This window comes from Acinetobacter tandoii DSM 14970 = CIP 107469, assembly GCF_000400735.1.
Classification (GTDB): Bacteria; Pseudomonadota; Gammaproteobacteria; order Pseudomonadales; family Moraxellaceae; genus Acinetobacter; species Acinetobacter tandoii.
This window is the reverse complement of sequence record NZ_KE007366.1, coordinates 93,782-113,513: the sequence shown is the minus strand read 5'-3', so window position 1 is coordinate 113,513 and position 19,732 is coordinate 93,782. Positions and strand designations below refer to the sequence as shown.

At 39.3% G+C, this 19,732-nt stretch carries 17 protein-coding genes; 8 read left to right on the top strand and 9 right to left on the bottom strand.

From position 1 onward, the window contains the following. The first annotated feature begins 469 nt into the window (after positions 1 to 469). The gene (locus I593_RS07080) at positions 470 to 2,074 is read left to right on the top strand and encodes an isocitrate lyase (RefSeq protein WP_016166890.1); all 1,605 of its coding nucleotides are present in this window, start codon (positions 470 to 472) and stop codon (positions 2,072 to 2,074) included. Between the two features lie 72 nt (positions 2,075 to 2,146). Here the strand turns inward: I593_RS07080 and I593_RS07075 are convergent, their stop codons facing one another. Next, a complete protein-coding gene (locus I593_RS07075) occupies positions 2,147 to 2,614 on the bottom strand; it encodes a copper resistance protein NlpE (RefSeq protein WP_026440871.1) in 468 nt (155 codons plus the stop codon). Between the two features lie 464 nt (positions 2,615 to 3,078). On the opposite strand from I593_RS07075, the gene I593_RS07070 reads away from it, so the two are divergent. Next, positions 3,079 to 3,672, top strand: a complete 594-nt coding sequence (locus I593_RS07070; protein ID WP_016166888.1) for a 1-acyl-sn-glycerol-3-phosphate acyltransferase — start codon at positions 3,079 to 3,081, stop codon at positions 3,670 to 3,672. Between the two features lie 65 nt (positions 3,673 to 3,737). Here I593_RS07070 and I593_RS07065 read toward each other — a convergent pair whose 3' ends face one another. After that, positions 3,738 to 4,055: a hypothetical protein gene (locus I593_RS07065; protein WP_016166887.1), complete on the bottom strand. Its 318-nt coding sequence runs from the start codon at positions 4,053 to 4,055 to the stop codon at positions 3,738 to 3,740. 208 nt (positions 4,056 to 4,263) lie between these two features. Between I593_RS07065 and I593_RS07060 the strand changes: the two genes are divergently transcribed. Continuing rightward, a complete protein-coding gene (locus I593_RS07060; protein ID WP_016166886.1) occupies positions 4,264 to 5,331 on the top strand; it encodes a 4-phosphoerythronate dehydrogenase in 1,068 nt (355 codons plus the stop codon). After that, positions 5,328 to 6,305: an EF-P lysine aminoacylase EpmA gene (gene epmA, locus I593_RS07055; protein WP_016166885.1), complete on the top strand. Its 978-nt coding sequence runs from the start codon at positions 5,328 to 5,330 to the stop codon at positions 6,303 to 6,305. The genes I593_RS07060 and epmA overlap by 4 nt, the downstream gene beginning before the upstream one ends. A gap of 56 nt (positions 6,306 to 6,361) precedes the next feature. On the opposite strand, the gene I593_RS07050 is transcribed toward epmA, so the two are convergent. The 6 genes from I593_RS07050 to ahcY all read right to left on the bottom strand — a co-directional run bounded on the left by I593_RS07050 (position 6,362) and on the right by ahcY (position 16,239). After that, positions 6,362 to 7,603, bottom strand: coding sequence for a multifunctional CCA addition/repair protein (locus I593_RS07050; RefSeq protein WP_016166884.1), 1,242 nt, complete (start codon positions 7,601 to 7,603; stop codon positions 6,362 to 6,364). Positions 7,604 to 7,684: 81 nt separating this feature from the next. Next, positions 7,685 to 9,964 (bottom strand): NADP-dependent malic enzyme, encoded by a 2,280-nt coding sequence (locus I593_RS07045; protein ID WP_016166883.1) that lies wholly within the window; start codon positions 9,962 to 9,964, stop codon positions 7,685 to 7,687. Positions 9,965 to 10,108: 144 nt separating this feature from the next. Next, positions 10,109 to 12,970, bottom strand: a complete 2,862-nt coding sequence (locus I593_RS07040) for a sensor domain-containing protein (RefSeq protein WP_016166882.1) — start codon at positions 12,968 to 12,970, stop codon at positions 10,109 to 10,111. A 170-nt stretch (positions 12,971 to 13,140) separates the two neighbouring features. Continuing rightward, the gene (locus tag I593_RS07035; protein ID WP_016166881.1) at positions 13,141 to 13,857 is read right to left on the bottom strand and encodes a 16S rRNA (uracil(1498)-N(3))-methyltransferase; all 717 of its coding nucleotides are present in this window, start codon (positions 13,855 to 13,857) and stop codon (positions 13,141 to 13,143) included. Between the two features lie 24 nt (positions 13,858 to 13,881). Then, positions 13,882 to 14,718 (bottom strand): methylenetetrahydrofolate reductase [NAD(P)H], encoded by an 837-nt coding sequence (gene metF, locus I593_RS07030; RefSeq protein ID WP_016166880.1) that lies wholly within the window; start codon positions 14,716 to 14,718, stop codon positions 13,882 to 13,884. A 138-nt stretch (positions 14,719 to 14,856) separates the two neighbouring features. Next, a complete protein-coding gene (gene ahcY / locus I593_RS07025) occupies positions 14,857 to 16,239 on the bottom strand; it encodes an adenosylhomocysteinase (protein WP_016166879.1) in 1,383 nt (460 codons plus the stop codon). Between the two features lie 283 nt (positions 16,240 to 16,522). Here ahcY and I593_RS07020 point away from each other — a divergent pair, with 283 nt between their 5' ends. From I593_RS07020 to I593_RS07005, 4 genes are all read left to right on the top strand, one after another. After that, complete coding sequence (locus tag I593_RS07020; protein WP_016166878.1) at positions 16,523 to 16,966, top strand: hypothetical protein; 444 nt, start codon at positions 16,523 to 16,525, stop codon at positions 16,964 to 16,966. A gap of 6 nt (positions 16,967 to 16,972) precedes the next feature. Beyond that, positions 16,973 to 17,350 (top strand): hypothetical protein, encoded by a 378-nt coding sequence (locus I593_RS07015; protein WP_016166877.1) that lies wholly within the window; start codon positions 16,973 to 16,975, stop codon positions 17,348 to 17,350. A 113-nt stretch (positions 17,351 to 17,463) separates the two neighbouring features. Further along, positions 17,464 to 18,003 (top strand): cysteine peptidase family C39 domain-containing protein, encoded by a 540-nt coding sequence (locus I593_RS07010; RefSeq protein ID WP_016166876.1) that lies wholly within the window; start codon positions 17,464 to 17,466, stop codon positions 18,001 to 18,003. Positions 18,004 to 18,171: 168 nt separating this feature from the next. Further along, entirely contained in the window at positions 18,172 to 19,128 is a 957-nt protein-coding gene (locus tag I593_RS07005) for a DUF4424 family protein (protein ID WP_016166875.1), read from the top strand. A gap of 60 nt (positions 19,129 to 19,188) precedes the next feature. Here the strand turns inward: I593_RS07005 and I593_RS07000 are convergent, their stop codons facing one another. Continuing rightward, on the bottom strand, positions 19,189 to 19,701 hold the full coding sequence (locus I593_RS07000; protein ID WP_016166874.1) for a tetratricopeptide repeat protein: 513 nt from the start codon (positions 19,699 to 19,701) through the stop codon (positions 19,189 to 19,191). Positions 19,702 to 19,732: the final 31 nt, after the last annotated feature.

The following is a 19,732-nucleotide window of genomic DNA, read 5'->3' as shown; positions in this document are numbered from 1 at the left end:
AGAGTTTAAATAAGCTAAAAATTATGATTTTATGGCTTAAATCGGTGTCCAAAATGGGAATCATCGAGTTTATATTTTATACATATGTATTTAAATGATTGGGCGGAAAACTATTGAATAAAGTCGCCAAAACTAAGCTCAAAATCTTAAATAAAAGGGGTGCAAGACTTAAGTCTAATGATTGTTTTTTAATCCAATTTCGCAATTTGTAAGAAATAATATTTTTTTTGAAATTAAATAAATATTTAAATAACAATACTTTGCTTAATGTTTGATTGCTTATAATACGACTTTGATCTACATATTTTTTTAAAAAATACCGAAAATTACTTGAGGATATTGGATTAATTTTATAACTCAATCTAATCTGTATTCATCGTAATGAAGTGTAGTAAATCTGAACAAAAATCATTATTCGGATTCTAATGCTTCAATTGATGAAATCCTAATATTATTACAGGAAAATATCATGACTACATACCAAACAGCGATTGATGCAATCCGCGAATTAAAAGCAAAATTCGGTAACACATGGGCAGACATCAGTCCTGAAGATGCTGCGCGTATGCAATTACAAAACCGTTTCAAAACTGGTTTAGACATTGCTAAATACACAGCGGCGATTATGCGTCGTGATATGGCTGCTTATGATGCCGATTCTAGCAAATACACTCAATCATTAGGTTGCTGGCATGGTTTCATCGCACAACAAAAAATGATTGCGAACAAAAAATACTTCGGTACAACTGAACGTCGCTACATCTACCTTTCTGGTTGGATGGTTGCTGCTCTTCGTTCAGAATTCGGTCCACTTCCTGACCAATCTATGCACGAAAAAACTTCTGTTCCTGCATTGATCGAAGAAATCTATACTTTCTTACGTCAAGCTGACGCGAAAGAATTAAACGATTTATTCCGCGCACTTAAAAAAGCTCAAGAAGCTGGTGATACTGCTAAAGCTGCTGAAATCACTGCTCAAATCGACAACTTTGAAACTCACGTTGTGCCAATTATTGCTGACATCGACGCTGGTTTTGGTAACGAAGAAGCAACTTACTTACTTGCTAAGAAAATGATCGAAGCTGGTGCTTGTGCGCTTCAAATTGAAAACCAAGTATCTGATGCGAAACAATGTGGTCACCAAGCTGGTAAAGTAACTGTTCCACACGAAGACTTCATCGCTAAAATCCACGCATTACGTTATGCATTCTTAGAAATGGGTCTTGACGACGGTATCATCGTTGCACGTACTGACTCTGAAGGCGCTGACTTGACTCAAAAAATCCCAGTGGTTAAAGAGCCAGGCGACATCGCTTCTCAATATATCAGCTATTTAGATACTGTTGAAATTGATATTGCTGATGCTCAAGAAGATGAAATCTTGATCAAACGTGATGGTAAATTACACCGTCCTAAGCGTTTAGCTTCTGGTTTATATCAATTCCGTGAAGGTACTCAAATTGACCGTGTTGTGCTTGACTGTGTAACTAGCTTACAAAACGGTGCTGACCTTCTTTGGATTGAGACTGCAACTCCAAACGTTGAAGAAATCGCTCACATGGTGAACCGTGTTAAAGAAACAATTCCAAATGCGAAACTTGTTTACAACAACTCGCCATCTTTCAACTGGACTTTAAACTTCCGTCAACAAGCTTACGATCGTTGGGTTGCTGAAGGTAAAGACGTATCTGCATACGACCGTGCTAAATTAATGAGCGCTGAGTATGACAACTCTGAATTGGCTGCTGAAGCTGATGAAAAAGTACGTACATTCCAGGCTGATGCTTCTCGTGAAGCAGGTGTGTTCCATCACTTGATCACACTTCCGACTTACCATACTGCTGCTCTTTCTACTCATGAGCTTGCACAAGGTTACTTCGGTTCTGAAGGTATGTTGGCTTATGTTGCTGGCGTACAACGTAAAGAAATCCGTGGTGGTATCGCTTGTGTTAAACACCAAGCAATGGCGGGTTCTGACATCGGTGATGATCACAAAGAAATCTTCTCTGGTGACAACGCTCTTAAAGCGCATGATGATGCTAAAAACACAATGAACCAATTCGCTGCTCACTAAGTCGCGATCTGATTCAAAAAACCCTGCATACGCAGGGTTTTTTTTATGGAGAATTTTTAAATAAAAATTACTTTAGTTGATTGCTTTATTTAAGATGTAATGTTCAGCCAAGTTCCCTTCAATTTTCTTACCATCTTGGTCAAGTGCATAAAGTCGATTTTCTGCAATAAAGTATTTGCGCTGATCACCATTTTTATCCAATGTAATGACACTACCACTATTGTCAAAACTGAATTGACCTTTAGCATTAAATGGATTGTTATCACCTTTACCCAAGTATGTTTCAGTTAAGTGATAGGTTGAATCGGCATTTAAAACTAATAAGGTCTTAATGCCTTCACAGTCCGCGCAAGGCAATATACCCTGATAATCTCCAGCCCAGTCTAAAGAATTTTGGGCATTATGTGCAGAATCAATTTCGGCTGAAGAGGCAACTTTAGCTTCAGGTGTTGCAGTGTTTACTTCAGCATTTTGAGTGGGTTTAGAGCAAGCAGCTAATGCACAAGTAGTTAATAGTGTAGCAATCAGTGTTTTATTCATCATTAGATTCCCAGTATTGTCATAGAGTAAATAGTTAATTGATTTTATGACCAAAAGGTAAAATAAATTATTTGATAAATAACTAAAATATTTAAAATGTAAAACAAAGTAGCATTGTGTAATGTGCCTTACCCACCAGTAACCAAGTTGAATTCAGGTGTCCTAGCATTGATCGAATGGTATTGAAGAGACATTTGCTTACAAATGAAATGTGCTGTGGCAGTGAACAGTACTATGGCGTGAATAAGAATTAATTGTTTATTTATCTATATTTTCCGTAGTTTAATGTCTAAAAAATTACATGATGAAAATCATTCAATAATTAAAATTTTGAGCTAAAAGGCCATAACAAACAATTTATACATTTATATATTAATGGGGCGATTTTTAATCAATTGGTACTTTTTTTATTCGATTAGACTGGTAGAATTCGCTGTCTTTTTTTTGTTGGTTTTGGTGTTGCTGTGTTTGAGAAATTGGCTGAACAATCTTTGGCATTGATGGGGTGGAAGACAGATAATCAATGGCCTGAGCATTTAGATCAATGTGTCATGATTGCTGCACCGCACACCAGTAATTGGGATGCTCTTTACGCGCGTTTAGCTTTGAAAGCCCTTGGGGTCAATGTTCGTTTAACGATCAAAGACAGTTATATGAAATTACCTTTTGGTCCTTTTGTACGAGCAATGGGTGGAATTGGCATTAATCGTCGTCCTAAAAATGAAGGTGAAGCTCGACCAAGTATGGTGGAGTTAATGACGGATTTGTTTAAAACACATCCTAAATTAGTGATGCTTGTTACACCTGAAGGTACGCGTTCAAAACAGGAACAATGGAAAACGGGTTTTTATCATGTGGCTGTTAAGGCGGGTGTACCGATTGCCTTGGCCTATATGGATTATGAAAAAAAAGAAGCGGGTGTTGGTAAGATTGTTTACCCAACAGGTAATTATGAGCAAGATATGCAAGAAATTATGCAATTCTATGCTGAAATCCAGCCTAAATTTCCAGAAAAATTCAGTGTTGATACCCGTTATTTGAATCAACAAGATGCCTGATGAATTTAAAGTGATTTTCAAGCGAGGTAGTTAAAGACTAACCTCGCTTTTTTTGTCTCACAACTTTATTGGCTTAAGCCTCCAAGCGACTGACAAGCTTCTTTATAATGTTCATATTCAGCCGAAATGACTTCAGGCAGTGGTTCATGAAACAGAATGTCACCATCTTTGTAACTTTGAACATAAGCTTCAACTTTTTTTCTGGAGTTGCCTAATGCATATTCATAATAATTAATGATAGGGCTATGCATCATCTGGCTAGATTCAATATTGTGGCATTGAAAATGTTCGAGTAGTTTTTCAGCTTGTTTTATTTCTTTGCTGGTGCCAAAAGCGCAACCTGTGAACAGCAGGGCACAAGTAATGAAGGAAAGGCGTAACATGAGGAATTGCGTTTTATAAAAGTGCTCAGCATTCTACGTGCCAATCAAATGATATAAAATCTTTTTAATGTATAGATTTGATTCTTTGCCCGTAAAGTAAACAGTGGTGCAGTAAAACCAAAAAAGAAAAATTCAAATAATCGTTTTTGAATGGTCAGTAGAATTCTAAAGAAGTAAGATAGAGCAGAATCAATTGCTGGTCCAAATCATGAAAATTGTGGCTGATGAAAATCTTGCTTTTACCGATTATTTTTTTGCAGAATTTGGTGCAATCCAACATGTCCCAGGTCGCAATTTAAGTCATTCTGATGTTGTAGATGCTGATGCACTCTTGGTTCGTTCTGTAACTAAGGTTAATTCAACATTACTACAAAATACAGCACTTCGTTATGTGGGTAGCGCTACAATTGGTACCGATCATTTAGATATTCAAGCCTTAAATGCTGCAGGCATTGCTTGGTCGAATGCTGCGGGATGTAATGCACAAGCGGTGACCGAATATGTAATTACCGCGCTTTTACATTTAAAACCTGAACTGATTTCTGCTCAGCAAAACTTTTGTTTGGGCATTGCGGGATTAGGGAATGTTGGTTCTCGCTTAGCAACAATGGCAAAGCTATTGGGTTGGCAAGTAATTGCTTATGATCCGTTTGCAAATCGGGATAATGTGACTCAGGTCGAATTTAAGCAGTTATTACAACAAGCCGATGCAATTTCAATTCATGTGCCTTTGACCAAAACAGGTCAACATCCAACTTATCATTTATTCAATGCGGAAACTTTGGCTCAAATGAAACCAAATGCCATATTAATTAATTCAGCACGTGGCCCAGTGATTGCAGAAGCTGATTTAATGCAAGATATTCGAAACACTAATCGTACCGTGGTATTGGATGTCTTTGAGCATGAGCCAGAAATTTCATCTGAACTTTTAGAGCTTTTGGCACTGGCGACACCACATATTGCAGGGTATAGCTTAGAAGGCAAGGCACGTGGTACTCAGATGATTTATGAGGCATTCTGCCAAGTCTTTGCTCAAGCTGCGACAAAACGGTTTGAAACTCAACTTCCAAGTTGTGAGCAATATTTTGCCCAAGCTGATTTTAAAACCGTGCTGACTCAACATTTAAACCAGATTTATGATATTGCTCAAGATGATGCCAATTTAAGAGCATGTGTAAAGCAAGGCAAAGTTGAACAACAAGCATTTGATACTTTAAGAAAAAACTATCCGCTTAGACGTGAGTGGGCAGCACATGGAGGCCCACAGGCATGAGTCAAGTTCATTATCAACCGACTTGTGATTTAGCGGCAATGCAAGCACGTGCCAAAATGTATGCACAAATTCGCCAGTTTTTTGCTGAGCGTCAAGTTTTAGAAGTTGAAACTCCAATCTTATCGCAAGCTGGTGTAACCGATGTGCACTTGGCTTCGGTGCAGGCAAAGCGCCATGTACAAGGTAAACTTGCAACACATTATTTACAGACTTCGCCAGAATTTGCCATGAAACGTTTATTGGCAACGGGCAGTGGACCAATTTATCAAATTTGTAAGGTTTTCCGTGACGATGAGCATGGGCGTAAGCACAACAGCGAATTTAGTATGCTGGAGTGGTATCGTCCGCACTTTAGTTTAAAAGATTTAATGTTCGAAGTTACTGATCTATTAAATGTGACTTTGGCGCAGCGTTTTGGTGAAATCCGTCCGACCATTTTAAGTTATAAACATGCGTTTATGGATCGCTTGGAGTTAAATCCTTTACAAGCCAGCTTGAAAGAACTGAAAGAGTGTTGTCAGCGCGTCGGTTTAAATCTGGATTTGGGCGATGATCGACTGGGATATATTGATTTACTGTTTTCACATTTTGTAGAACCTAGTTTAGGTTTTGACACAGCTGTATTTTTGACAGATTTCCCACCTGAGTTAGCCTCTCTGGCAAAAACCAAACATGATGAAGACGGTGAATTGGTTGCAGCACGTTTCGAACTGTATATCGAAGGTTTGGAATTGGCGAATGCTTATGATGAATTGATTAATGCAGATGTATTGCGGCAACGTTTTGAGGCAGATAATCAAGAGCGTAAGCAATTAGGCTTGCATGTGATGCCTATTGATGAATATCTATTAGCTGCTTTACCGAATATGTCAGAATGTGCAGGGATTGCTTTAGGCTTAGATCGTCTGTTGATGGTGGCGACTGAAAAAATGCGCTTGGAACAGGTGATTACTTTCCCAGCGCAGATTTCATAATCATAAATTACTTCAAGATTTAAAGCCCCTGATGTATTGAGATCAAGGGCTTTGAATTATTCTGGCTTATTTGTCACTGCATGCAGCGCTTTATAAGCTTCCAAGGCTTGAATACGACGTTGAATCAACATTTCACCAATTTCAGAACCTTGGACATTCTCAGGTAAATCTTGTGCTTTAATTGTGCGCACAATTTCCATCGCATCACGCATATAGGTGGCTTGAGGATACTCACGATCTTCTAGTCCAAGACGTCCGCGTGCATCACACTCACAGGCTTGTATGAAGGCTTCAACACGTTCTGGACGGCGTAGTACATCAAGACGCTGTAGAAGACGCCAGAGTGTTCCAGGTTTCAATGCAAATGCTTGATGGCACTTTAAGTGTTCTTTACAAACGGCCAAGGCCAATTGTTTGGTTTGAGTCGGTACTTTTAATCGATCACAGACTTGAGTTACGGGTGGAATTCCACGCTCTTCATGCATGATATGCCGAGGTAATTCATGCTCAGGGGTGAGGGCTTTACCCAAATCATGCACCAAAACAGCAAAACGTACATCGAGTGAATAATTCGCTTTACAGGCTTGATGAAGAGACATAAGTGTATGAACGCCACAGTCAATTTCGGGATGATATTCAGGACGTTGCGGAATGCCGAAGAGTGCATCAATTTCAGGAAATAAAACTTTTAAAGCCCCGCAAGCTTCTAAAACCTCGAAATAAACATCTGCATGAGGTTCCATGAGTGCACGTGAAGTTTCTTTCCAAACGCGTTCGGGGGTGAGTGCATTCAATTCACCTGATTCAGCTAGTTGTCGCATTAAATCAAGCGTTTCTGTGGCAATACTAAACCCTAAAGGTTTATAACGTGCAGCAAAGCGAGCTACACGTAATACGCGAAGTGGATCTTCTACAAATGCATCGGAAACATGGCGGAGTATTTTATTGGCTAAATCTTGTTGACCTTGATAGGGATCATAGATTTTTCCTGCTTCATCCATCGCTATCGCATTAATGGTTAAGTCACGGCGAATTAAATCATCTTCAAGGGTTACGCTAACATCGGTAAAGAACTCAAAACCATGATAACCCTGTCCTGACTTACGCTCAGTACGGGCTAAAGCATATTCTTCTTTTGATTCAGGGTGTAGAAAAACGGGAAAATCTTTGCCTACAGGCTGATAGCCAAGAGCCAGTAATTGCTCTGGAGTAGCACCAACAACAACATAATCTTTTTCGTGATAGGGGTGTCCGAGTAAGTGATCTCGTACTGCACCGCCTACTAAATAAACTTGCATGAAAAAACCTCTATTCTTCAAGCAATCATGCTACAGAATAGAGGTTTTCTCAAGTCAATAACTTGAGCTTTTCACTAAAGATTAAAGTGCTTCAGTTTCAGCTTGCTGAATTTCAGCCACAGTTAATGCTGTCATGTTTACTAAACGACGTGTTGTAGTCGTTGGAGTAAGGATATGAACAGGTTTCGCTGCACCTAATAAAATAGGACCAATAGTAACGTTATTACCAGAAGTTGATTTCAATAGGTTGAATGAAATGTTGGCAGCATCTAAGTTCGGCATAATTAACAAGTTCGCAGAACCTTTGAAACGTGAGTTCGGGAAGGCAAAATGACGAATGGTTTCATCCATTGCCGCATCACCGTGCATTTCACCTTCAACTTCAAGTTCAGGTGCAATTTCACTCAAGATTTCAAATACTTTACGCATTTTTTGTGCACTTGGGTCATTTTGATCTGAACCAAAACTAGAATGCGAAAGTAGAGCAACACGTGGAGTAATACCAAAACGACGCACTTCTTCAGCTGCTAGAATGGTCATTTCAGCCAACTGTTCAGCTGTTGGATTCGTATTTACATAAGTATCCGCAATGAACAAGTTACGATCTTCAAGCATTAATGCATTTAAGGTAAAGAAGTTAGTACGACCTTCTTTCAAGCCAATCACATTTTTCACGAAGTCTAAATGAATGTCATAGCTTGAATATGTACCACACAGCATACCATCCGCTAGACCATGGCGAACCAACATACCCGCGATTAAGGTAGAACGACGACGTGCTTCACGATGTGCGTATTCAGGTGTTACCCCTTTACGTTGCATGATGTCGTAGTAGTCTTCAGCAAATTTTTCGTAGTTCGGGTTTTTCTCTTGGTCAACAATTTCAATGTTTACGCCATTTTCTAAGCGTAGACCTAATTTCTTAATGTTGGCTTCGATCACCGCAGTACGACCCACCAAAATTGGTTTCGCCATGCCTTCATCTACAGCAATTTGTACAGCACGTAATACACGTAGATCTTCACCTTCTGCATAAGCAATACGCTTAGGATCTGTTTTTGCTTGAGCGAAAATCGGTTTCATAATGAATGCAGAGTTATAAACAAACTCAGACAAACGTTGGCGATATGCCGAGAAATCTTCGATTGGACGTGTTGCAACACCAGAATCCATAGCTGCTTGCGCAACTGCTGGCGCAATTTCAAGGATTAGACGTTGATCAAGTGGGCGTGGAATTAAATAGTCACGACCAAAAGATGCAGATTTTTCACCATAAGTTGCAGCATCTGCTTCAATGTGTGCCATACGCGCAATTGCGTATACACAAGCAATTTTCATTTCTTCGTTAATGGTTGTTGCACCCACATCAAGTGCGCCACGGAAGATATATGGGAAGCAAAGTGCATTGTTTACTTGGTTTGGATAGTCTGAACGACCTGTTGCCATGATCACGTCATCACGAACTTCATGTGCATGTTCAGGTAAAATTTCTGGATCTGGGTTAGCAAGGGCAAAAATAATAGGATCTTTTGCCATGACCTTAACCATTTCTTTGGTTAGGATACCAGCTGCTGAAAGACCAAGGAACATGTCTGCATCTGCAATCACGTCAGCTAGCTGTGTACCTTCAATGTCTTGTACATAGCGTTTTTTCGAGTCATCTAGACCTTCGCGCTTGGTTGTGAGTAGACCACGTGAGTCAGCAACGATAATGTTTTCTTTCTTTGCACCAATTGCACAAAGTAAGTCTAAACATGAAAGAGCAGCAGCACCTGCACCAGATGCAACAATTTTGATTTCTTCAATTTTTTTGCCATTTAACTGAAGTGCATTCAGTAAAGCAGAACCTACAATAATTGAAGTACCGTGTTGGTCATCATGGAACACAGGAATATTCATGCGTTCGCGAAGTTTACGCTCAATGTAGAAGCATTCAGGCGCTTTAATGTCTTCGAGGTTAATCCCGCCAAAAGTTGGTTCTAATGCTGCAACAATATCAACGATTTTGTCTGGATCATTTTCAGCGATTTCGATGTCGAAGACATCAACACCAGCAAATTTTTTGAACAGGACGCCTTTACCTTCCATGACTGGTTTTGACGCCAATGGACCGATGTTACCTAGTCCAAGTACTGCGGTACCATTACTGACAACGGCAACAAGGTTACCACGTGCAGTATATAGGGCGGCAGTTGAAGGGTCGCGTTCAATCTCTAAACAAGGCGCAGCCACACCTGGGGAGTAAGCAAGTGCTAAGTCATGTTGGTTGACCAGCTGCTTGCTTGGTGTAACACTGATTTTACCTGGGGTTGGAAACTCGTGATAATACAAAGCTTGCTGTTTTAATGATTGATCGTCCATCTGAATCTCGTTTGTTACTGAGTGGTCCAGCGTATGCTGGTGGTTTTGCTGAATTTGCTCGAATATACCATTACTTGTCTTTTAAGCCCAGTCGAACACGCTTCTTTTTTACACAAACTTAGACCTCAAGCCTATTGACTTAGACTAAGAAGGGATAAGTTTATGTAATTGCAAGTATTCGGTGGCATTTTTTTCAGAGAGTGGTTTAGAAAAAAGATAACCTTGGGCAATGTCGCATTGTAGTTTTTCCAGATAGCAGAGCTGCTGTTCAGTCTCAATTCCTTCAGCGACGACTGTTAAGCCCATGGCTTTACCCATGGCGACCATGGCACTAATAATGGCATCTTGTTTGCCATCTCCAATGTTGGCAATGAAGGCACGATCTATTTTTAGAATATCAATTGGGAAATCTGCGAGATAAGCCAGAGAAGAATAGCCTGTACCAAAATCGTCTAGGGCAATATTAATATGACGTTGCTTAATTTGGTCCAATAATATTTTGACAGTTTTTGAATTTTCAATCAGGGAAGATTCAGTAATTTCAAGTTCTAAACTTTCACCAGAAATTTGATACGTTGCAATGGCTTCATCTAAATCGGAGAGAAGTTGTCCACGTTGTAATTGTTGAGCAACGACATTGACAGATACACAAATATTTTTAAAACCAATCGAATTCCAATAGCTAATTTGCTTAGCTGTTTTACGAATGACGATTCTTCCAATATCCGAAATTAAGCTGGTTTTTTCAGCCATTGGAATAAATAGTGCAGGGGGAATAATGCCTTTGGTTGGATGGTTCCAGCGGACCAAAGCCTCAAAACCGTAAACATGCTGATCTTTAAAGTCGATTTTAGGCTGATAATAAACCACCAGCTCATCATTGCGAATGGCTTGGCGTAAGTCACGTTCTAAATAAATACCCTGTTCAAGTAAAGCGGTGTTATCACTCGAATAATATTTCATGGTGTGACCGCCTAAACGTTTCGCTTCAGTCAAAGCTTGTTCAGCGCAATTATTTAAATAATCAAGTTGTCGACCATGTTCAGGATAGAATGAAATACCCATCGATACCGTAATAATATGATCTTGTCCAAAAATCTCGAATGGTTCAGCAAAGGCATCTTGAATACGCTCACAATGCTGCTGAATTGATGGGCGGATATGAGAAATCTCATACACAATAGCAAAATCATCGCCATTTAAATGTGCTAAGAACAGTGCATCCGTGTTGGTCAAGCGCAGACGCTGAGCGACTTGTCTTAACAGTTCATCGCCACCATTATTGCTTAAATATTCATTGAGAGGGCGGAAGCGGTCAATATTGAGTCGAATCACAGCAAGCTGTTGAATGGAATCTTGATGAGATACTAAGTATTGATGTAGTTGATAATTATAATAAAAACGGTTTGGTAAGTCCGTTAATGTGTCGTAATTTTCTAAATAGGATAAGCGTTGTTCTTGAAGCTTGCGTTCTGTCAGATCAGAAACAATGCCAATATAGTTAATGACACGATTATGCTCATCCTGTATGGCATTGATATGTAACCAAAATGTTAGTTCTTTACCTGTGCTAAATTTTTCAGTGAGCTCACCATCATATTCCCCTGTACGTGCCAATTGCTCCAAAATAGCCTGATGGTTTTGTTGCTGTGCAGATTTATGGTTTGAGGTGAGTGCAAAAAGATGCTGACCTAAACATTGGCCTTTATCAAAACCTGTGATCTTTTCATAAAAAGGATTTACATTGACATAATTTAAATGTTTGTCGAGGATAAAAATACCTTCAGCGGCTTGCTCTAAAACACTGGCAACCAGTTTTAACCGTTCTTGGTCGGTACGTTCCTGATGAATATCACGCTGTATACCCACCATACGTAGAGGTTTTTTATTGCTTGGGTTACGTTCAATCACACGTCCAATATCATGTACCCAAGTCCAGTCACCATTGGATTGCTGTACACGATAAGTGGCTTCATAGCGGTCAGTCTCGGCGCGCAGATGCTGTTTTAACGCTGTTTTAAAACATAATAAATCATCAGGATGAATGATGTTTTGAAGCTGAATACTATGTTCTTTTGAATGTTTAAGCTTTTTCTGCTGTTGGTAGTTACTGACTGATATGTGACGCTCTTTAATATTCCAGTCCCAAGGTTTTAAACCTGCGATTTCATGGGCAAGATCCAAGTTTTGTTGCTGATTTTCTAGATTGCGGTTCATTTGTTCAATATCAAAAGTACGTTCTTGAATTTTTTGCTCTAATTGCTGGTTATTTTGCTGTAGTTGTAATTCAATTTCTTTAGATTTGTTCATTTCATTTTGCAGTTGGTCGCATAATTCTTCAGTCCGAAGCACTTGTTGCTCAGCATTTTTTATGAGTTGACCATTACGTAAATATAAAGCAGATAAGCGTTTATGGATTCGTACAGTAGAATTGGCACACAATAAAATGACGATGAGAACGAAGTTCACGGTCAGATGAAATAATTGGTTAATTTGGTCAGTAAGTATAAATTGAGATATAAAATAAGGAACAATAGATGGAATGAAAATTAAACAAAAATAATCAAGCCGTTGGGTTAAGAAGGTAAGTGCTAATGTTTGAGTTACAATTAACATTAAGGCGGATAATGTCAAAGCATGGACGGGTTCAAAACTTGGATTGACCTGAGGTAAATAGTAATAAATTAGGCTGATTCCAGTAGCAATCAGAATACCGATTCCTAGGCAGAGGAATTGTACCCAGTGATGTGCTTGTGAAATGGTGTATTGTTTAAATTTAAATCGAGTTGTGGTCAGTATCCAAAAACTGCCGACGAAGAGCTCTGTGAGCAAGAACCAAATATTAAAATAAAGAGAAAAGTGCGAAAAATTAAACTGATAAACACAATAAACGTATAAAAAAATAATGAGAATACTCACCAAAAATAATTGGATATGCCTTATGGAATTATGAATTTGCGCAGTTTGTAACTGCGATCTAAGATTCGCATCTAAAAAATCGGGCATAACATTCATAACCTTATTTTTGTTTTGTTCTACATACTGTATAGGTTATACGTTCCATTCATTTACTTAGTCGTTTAATAAAATCACAAAATATTGAATCACTTTTAGATTAATCAGGTTATCCATAAATATCAATCTTATCTATCCGTATTTTTGTCTTTTTAGAAAAACTATGGTCTAACATTGTAATTTAGGATGGATAATGCGACCACAGGTGCAGTTTCGGTACGTAATACTCGCTCGCCGATACACCAGCTAATAAAGCCTACTTCATTTGCAGTTTGAATTTCTATCTCACTTAAACCACCTTCAGGTCCGATTAGTAGCGCAATATTTGATGTCACATTGCTCAAAGGATTTGTTTCATCCTTATTGGGTGCAAGCACAAGTTTCGTCTCTGGCAGTTCAGACACGAACCATTTCTCTAAACTGAGTGGTGCAAGGATTTTTGGCACAATGTTCATGCCACATTGTTCACAGGCAGCAATCGCAATGCCTTGCCAATGATCTAACTTCTTTTGGTCGCGGTCATATTTTAACCGCATTTCACAACGTTCAGAGGTCAACAGTTGAATTTCTGATACACCCAGTTCGACTGCTTTCTGAATGGCGTAATCCATACGATCACCTTTACTCATGACTTGTCCGAGTAGGGTGCGAATAGCAGGAGTGCGATTGGCAGGATTAAAGGTCAGTACCTGAACAGTCGCTGACTTTTTAGCAACTTCGGTGAGTTCAACATGGTATTCACCACCCTGTCCATTGAACAAGGTCGCTTGATCACCCACTTGAGCGCGAAGTACTTTACACCAATGATGAAAAACAGTTTCGGTCAGTTCAATCTGTGTATCAACCGCTAATTCAGCTTCAATATAAAAACGTGGCATAAAATACAACTCGTCAAGTTAGGATTAAGCTAAACCAAGGTCAGTGACAAGCTGACGAGTTGGATCAGTAGTATTCATCGTGTAAAAGTGTAAGCTTGGAGCACCACCAGCAATCAGGCGTTCACAAAGTTTGACCACAACTTCATGGCCGAAAGCTTTAATGCTTGCCGTATCATCACCATAGGTTGCCAGTTGCTTGCGAATCCAGCGTGGAATCTCAGCGCCCGTTCCATCTGCAAAGCGAATCAAGTTGCTTGCATTGGTAATTGGCATAATGCCAGGTGCAATTGGAATATTTACACCTTCTTTTTGAATACGATCTACAAAGTAAAAGTAGGCATCTGGATTAAAGAAGAATTGGGTTAAACCAGCGTTAGCACCTGCATTGGCTTTATCGCAAAAACGTTGAATATCTAAATCAAAGCTTTCTGCTTGTGGATGCATTTCAGGATATGCAGCAACTTCAATGTGAAAGTGATCATTTGAATGTTCACGAATAAAGCGAACCAAATCTGTTGCATAAGGTAATTCACCTAAACCGACCTGACCAGAAGGCAAATCCCCACGTAAAGCCACGATGCGGTCAATACCTTGGGCTTTATAGATGTCGAGTAATTCAGCGATACGAGCTTTGTCATCACCAATACAAGATAAGTGTGGTGCAACTGGTGTGCCTTTACCATTAAATTCAGCAATGGCAGCTAAGGTACGTTCACGAGTTGAGCCACCAGCACCATAAGTAATTGAGAAGAACTCAGGGTTTAGGAGTTGTAGTTCTTGGTGTACGACTTTAAGCTTCTCTGCACCCGCATCCGTTTTGGTCGGAAAAAACTCAAAAGAAATAGGAATGTGTTTCGACATGTTCAAATCCTTTTTTATAAATGCTTGTATTAGTTTTTACCCTCAGCCTGAAACTTCTTCTAGAGAGAGGAACCTTGCGGTATTTAATTCAGGGAAAAATCCTCTCCTGACAGGAGAGGATTTAGCAGAGATGAAAAATTAGTATTTATAAGCGTCCGATTTGAATGGACCTTCAACCGCTACACCTAAGTAGTCTGCTTGTTCTTGAGTCAATTGAGTCAAGACACCACCAAAACCAGCAACCATTGCCGCAGCAACTTCTTCATCTAATTTCTTAGGTAGAAGTTCTACACGAATCGCAGCTTGTTTTTGATCTTCAGGAAGATCAGCAAATTTTTCAGCAAATAAGTGCATTTGACCCAAGACTTGGTTGGCAAATGAACCATCCATAACGCGTGAAGGGTGACCAGTCGCGTTACCAAGGTTAACTAAACGACCTTCTGAAAGAAGAATGAGGTAATCGCTGTCATTTTCAGAACGGTAAACTTGGTGAACTTGAGGCTTAACTTCAACCCACTTGTAACCACGTAAATATGCTGTGTCGATTTCAGTATCGAAGTGACCGATATTACATACAACAGCGCCCGCTTTTAATGTATCTAACATTGCAGCGTCACATACGTGGTAGTTACCCGTTGTCGTTACAATTAGGTCAGTATTTTGAAGAAGGTCAAGATTAATGTCTTCTTTTTTACCTGTTTGAACACCGTTTTTGTAAGGAGCAACAACTTCGTAACCGTCCATACATGCTTGCATTGCACAAATTGGGTCAACTTCAGTTACACGTACAATCATGCCTTCTTGACGAAGAGATTGTGCCGAACCCTTACCTACGTCACCATAACCAATCACTAGCGCACGACGACCAGAAAGAAGCATGTCAGTTGCACGTTTGATTGCATCATTTAATGAATGGCGGCAACCATATTTGTTGTCATTTTTAGATTTAGTTACTGAGTCGTTAACGTTGATTGCAGGAACTTTAAGTGAACCATCTTTCCACATTTCAAGCAAACGTTGAACACCTGTCGTGGTTTCTTCAGTAATACCGTGAATTTTAGCTAAAACATTTGGATACTTGTCATGCACAAGAGCAGTTAAGTCACCGCCATCATCCAAAATCATGTTGGCATCCCAAGGTTTGCCATTCACATTGATTTGTTGCTCTAAGCACCATACATATTCTTCTTCTGTTTCACCTTTCCAAGCAAATACAGGTACACCAGAAGCAGCGATTGCAGCAGCAGCATGGTCTTGAGTAGAGAAGATGTTACAAGAAGTCCAACGAACTTCTGCGCCCAATTCAACTAATGTTTCAATAAGAACGGCAGTTTGAATGGTCATGTGGATACAACCAAGGATTTTTGCGCCAGCAAGTGGTTTTGCAGCAGCATAACGCTTACGTAGCCCCATCAATGCTGGCATTTCTGCTTCTGCAAGTTTGATTTCTTTACGGCCGTAGTCAGCTAGAGTGATATCAGCAACTTTGTAATCTGTAAATGAAGCATTAACCGCGTTCATTACGATCTCCTTAATTAAAAATAAAAATTGATCATTATGTTCGCGGATGCCGTTGTTGATTAGCACGAATGTCTAACCGAATCGTCGAGCCTAGCGATTTCACATTACTGTTTTTGAAAATCAGCCTGTGAAAAAGTCGCAGCATCCCTCGACTGCGGAGTATTGTACCCACATTTTGGTTTTGTTCCAATGAAGATTGTATAAAAACGTATCAACTGTATTCAGCAGAATTGTGATGTCTTAAACTTATCTACTGATAAATATAAATATGTGAAATGAATGGATGAATGAAAAGTTGGATACTGTAAAAGAAAATGTAGTACAGATATTTGGGGGAATCGCAGTAGTTTTTGGGCTTTATTTGATGTTTTTCTACGGAGAAAATCTACGCATAGTGGTTTATGCCGTCGTATTTCATTTTGCTATTTATTTGTTAATCCTTAGAAAATATATATCAAAACATCGGATTCTATTTCAATTTATTTCAATTTTTATTTGTTATGTATTTTTTCAGATGATTTGGGGTGCTTCTCCTAAATTACAATTAAAAGAATTTGAATGGACGCATCCTCATTGGCAGCATGTCAGTCAGGTTCAACTCATCGATTCACAATCAAATGTTTATCGGCGTTCGAGAAGTGTGAGTTATGCCTATATGAATGTAATTTATCAATATGAATATCAAGGTAAACATTATTTAGCAGAACAAAGTGATTTAGTCCGTTAATATGCAATGTTGTTGACAGATGAACCACCGGGACTGCGTCAACTCACTGAATCTAAGTTGAAAAATCAATTTTTAAATGGTCAGGCGATGGTGTTAGTTAACCCAGCTCAACCACAAAAATCTATGTATTTTTATTCACAGCAATGGTTTGACCTACGTGGTTCGTGGTTGGCAAAAATTTTATGGGGCTTGCAGCTTATTAGTATCTTTGCCTTATTGGCGGCTTTAGGCTTAATGATAAAGAAAACCATCAATCCATCTCATACAATTCAAACGTGGTCTAAGCCTAAACGCTATGTATTTATCGCTGTATTCTTTATTGTAGGGTGGACAATATTGTTTGCAGGTTGGATTTTATTCATGTATATCAAAAATGCACCATGACGATAAAGAAAACTATGTAAAAATGAACTATAAAGCGACTATGTTTTAATAAATCTTAATTTTATCGATCAATTTATATATCATCCGCCTCATATTATCTTGAGAGTGAACCTATGGCTTTAGAGATTCCTGATTCTTTGCTGAATCTAGAAGCGAATTGTGGTGTATTTGCCGTTTGGATGTTGTTACAGCATCATGGTACACAAGTCGATATGAATGAGCTGATTAAGTTATGCCGACATGATCGTCAAGATGGTACATTTACCATTGCATTAGCGGTTGCTTTAAAGAAGATTGGATTTCACGTTTCTTTCCATACCGATCCCGACCCGAATATTGACCGAACCGAACGACAAAGTTATGCCGAAGCGAAAGCTTTACGTATCCCAATTGAGCCTGCGCTGAGCTATACCCAGATCCAGTCCCAGATTGAGCAGGGTAAAATGGTGATTGTCTACTATGACACATTAGATGAAGTGGGCAACCAGTCCTTGGTCTATTCAATCGATGATCAGGAAATTTGTTTCTTTGATAATTTTGAACCAATGCCTGCCTTAGTATTTGAACAGCAACGAAAAGCAGAAGGGATTTGCCGACAAGCGATTGTGATTGATGATCGTGAGGTGAAACTTCAATCGACTACGCTGAACTAAATGATTCGAACTTTGACTTTATCTATTTCGTTAAACTCTAGAATGGATAAAGTCATGCTGTTGAGTAGAGTTTAATATCAAGGGTGAAGTGTAATATTGATCTGATTATCAATTATTGGCTTATGTATAAAGTATTGAAGAACTAAAAATAGAAGAAGGATGAATAAGATGAAATGGGGTTATGGTTTAGGGCTCTTGTGTCTGTGTGGTTGGGTCAATGCCAATGACAGCACGGGCTTTGTGGCAACAGGTGGTGTGCAATATCTGAAAAGCCCTAAAATCTCCATGCAAAGTGAAGATTTATTTGTGAGTAAAAAGCAGATTCGCGTGGATTATCAATTTAAGAATCTGACAGATCAAGATATTCAAGAAACGGTCTTATTTCCTTTACCTCGTGTCGGAAGTTCACGTGAAAGCGATTTTGCGAATACTGAACATTTGCTGCAAAGTTTTAAAATACAAGCCAATGGTAAAAGCATTCAACCACAGCAGCATGTACGGGCTTTTTTACCAACGCTGACCAAGCAAGGTGAAGTGAATTGGGAAGCTGATCCTATTGATGTCACCAGTGCTTTAAAGAAATGTGGATTTACTGAACATGATTTGATGTATCCGTGGAGTATGCAGCAAGACGTTGATTACAGTGGTCGGATGCTTGGCTGTAAAGAACCTCAAGTGCAGCAATTGTTAAAACCTTATCAAGCAGGTGATGAAATCTATTGGGAAGCGCAGGTTATTTATAGTTGGCAGCAAAATTTTAAAGCCAACAGTATTACGCGTATTCAGCATCAATATGCACCATTGGTCGGCGGTTCAGTGTCACTTTATCCAGAAGAAGATGAAAAAACTTACTGTATGGATAAGCACTTTAAAGCGGGACTCGCCAAAGCCAAGGCACAGCACGCGCCCTATCAAGCATTAAGTTATATTTTAACAACAGGGGCAAATTGGGCAAAACCGATAGCAGATTTTAAACTGACCGTAGAGCGAGATGCAGGGGAGTTGGTGTCATTTTGTTGGGACGGAGAAGTCAAAAAAATTAGCCCAACACGTTTTGAAATGAGGAAAAAGAATTTTCTACCAAAGCGAGATTTAGACCTTATTTTTGTTCATGTCCGTTCGTAAATAGAGGATATTAAAACAGAAACCCGTTTCAAAAAGAGTTTCTGTTTTTATTACTCAAGCTTAGCTAGCTTGTTGCGCTTTATTGTTCCATTCATCTGCTTTGGCTTCGTCAATTTCAACGCCTAAACCATGAGCATAAATACAAGCTAAGTCGCGCATGGCTTGTACTTCACCCAGCTCTGCGGCTTGTTGTACCAAGGCTACAGATTTTACAACATCTTTTTCGACCACATCGCCACGACGGTAGAAACCTGCCAGTTCTAAAATAGAAGCCGCATGTTTGACGCTACTAGCCTGCTTAAGCCAATGGTAGGCTTGTTCAAAATAATATTTGGCTTCTTCTGGATCTTCATCTAGCAGTTCTTTTGCATAAACGGTATAGCCTTCACCGAGCCAGTACATGGCTTCGACATGACCATTTGCAGCAGCTTTCAGTGCCCATTCTTCGGCAAGTTCAATGTGCTGTTCATCTTCACTTTCCATGTATAAAGTGGCAACCTCGAACTGTGCTGCTGCATTACCAGCAATTGCACGATTAATGAGTTCTGCTGAAATAGAAGGAAGTTGAGACATAGAAATTCCAAAGGCAGTCAATTAAAAAAGC

Excerpts from the sequence above, each read along its gene's own strand:
- I593_RS07080 (WP_016166890.1), top strand. The coding sequence starts at position 470 with ATGACTACATACCAAACAGCGATTGATGCAATCCGCGAATTAAAAGCA.
- I593_RS07075 (WP_026440871.1), bottom strand. The coding sequence starts at position 2,614 with ATGAATAAAACACTGATTGCTACACTATTAACTACTTGTGCATTAGCT.
- I593_RS07065 (WP_016166887.1), bottom strand. The coding sequence starts at position 4,055 with ATGTTACGCCTTTCCTTCATTACTTGTGCCCTGCTGTTCACAGGTTGC.
- I593_RS07060 (WP_016166886.1), top strand. The coding sequence starts at position 4,264 with ATGAAAATTGTGGCTGATGAAAATCTTGCTTTTACCGATTATTTTTTT.
- epmA (WP_016166885.1), top strand. The coding sequence starts at position 5,328 with ATGAGTCAAGTTCATTATCAACCGACTTGTGATTTAGCGGCAATGCAA.
- I593_RS07050 (WP_016166884.1), bottom strand. The coding sequence starts at position 7,603 with ATGCAAGTTTATTTAGTAGGCGGTGCAGTACGAGATCACTTACTCGGA.
- I593_RS07045 (WP_016166883.1), bottom strand. The coding sequence starts at position 9,964 with ATGGACGATCAATCATTAAAACAGCAAGCTTTGTATTATCACGAGTTT.
- I593_RS07040 (WP_016166882.1), bottom strand. The coding sequence starts at position 12,970 with ATGCCCGATTTTTTAGATGCGAATCTTAGATCGCAGTTACAAACTGCG.
- I593_RS07035 (WP_016166881.1), bottom strand. The coding sequence starts at position 13,857 with ATGCCACGTTTTTATATTGAAGCTGAATTAGCGGTTGATACACAGATT.
- metF (WP_016166880.1), bottom strand. The coding sequence starts at position 14,718 with ATGTCGAAACACATTCCTATTTCTTTTGAGTTTTTTCCGACCAAAACG.
- ahcY (WP_016166879.1), bottom strand. The coding sequence starts at position 16,239 with ATGAACGCGGTTAATGCTTCATTTACAGATTACAAAGTTGCTGATATC.
- I593_RS07020 (WP_016166878.1), top strand. The coding sequence starts at position 16,523 with ATGAATGAAAAGTTGGATACTGTAAAAGAAAATGTAGTACAGATATTT.
- I593_RS07015 (WP_016166877.1), top strand. The coding sequence starts at position 16,973 with ATGTTGTTGACAGATGAACCACCGGGACTGCGTCAACTCACTGAATCT.
- I593_RS07010 (WP_016166876.1), top strand. The coding sequence starts at position 17,464 with ATGGCTTTAGAGATTCCTGATTCTTTGCTGAATCTAGAAGCGAATTGT.
- I593_RS07005 (WP_016166875.1), top strand. The coding sequence starts at position 18,172 with ATGAAATGGGGTTATGGTTTAGGGCTCTTGTGTCTGTGTGGTTGGGTC.
- I593_RS07000 (WP_016166874.1), bottom strand. The coding sequence starts at position 19,701 with ATGTCTCAACTTCCTTCTATTTCAGCAGAACTCATTAATCGTGCAATT.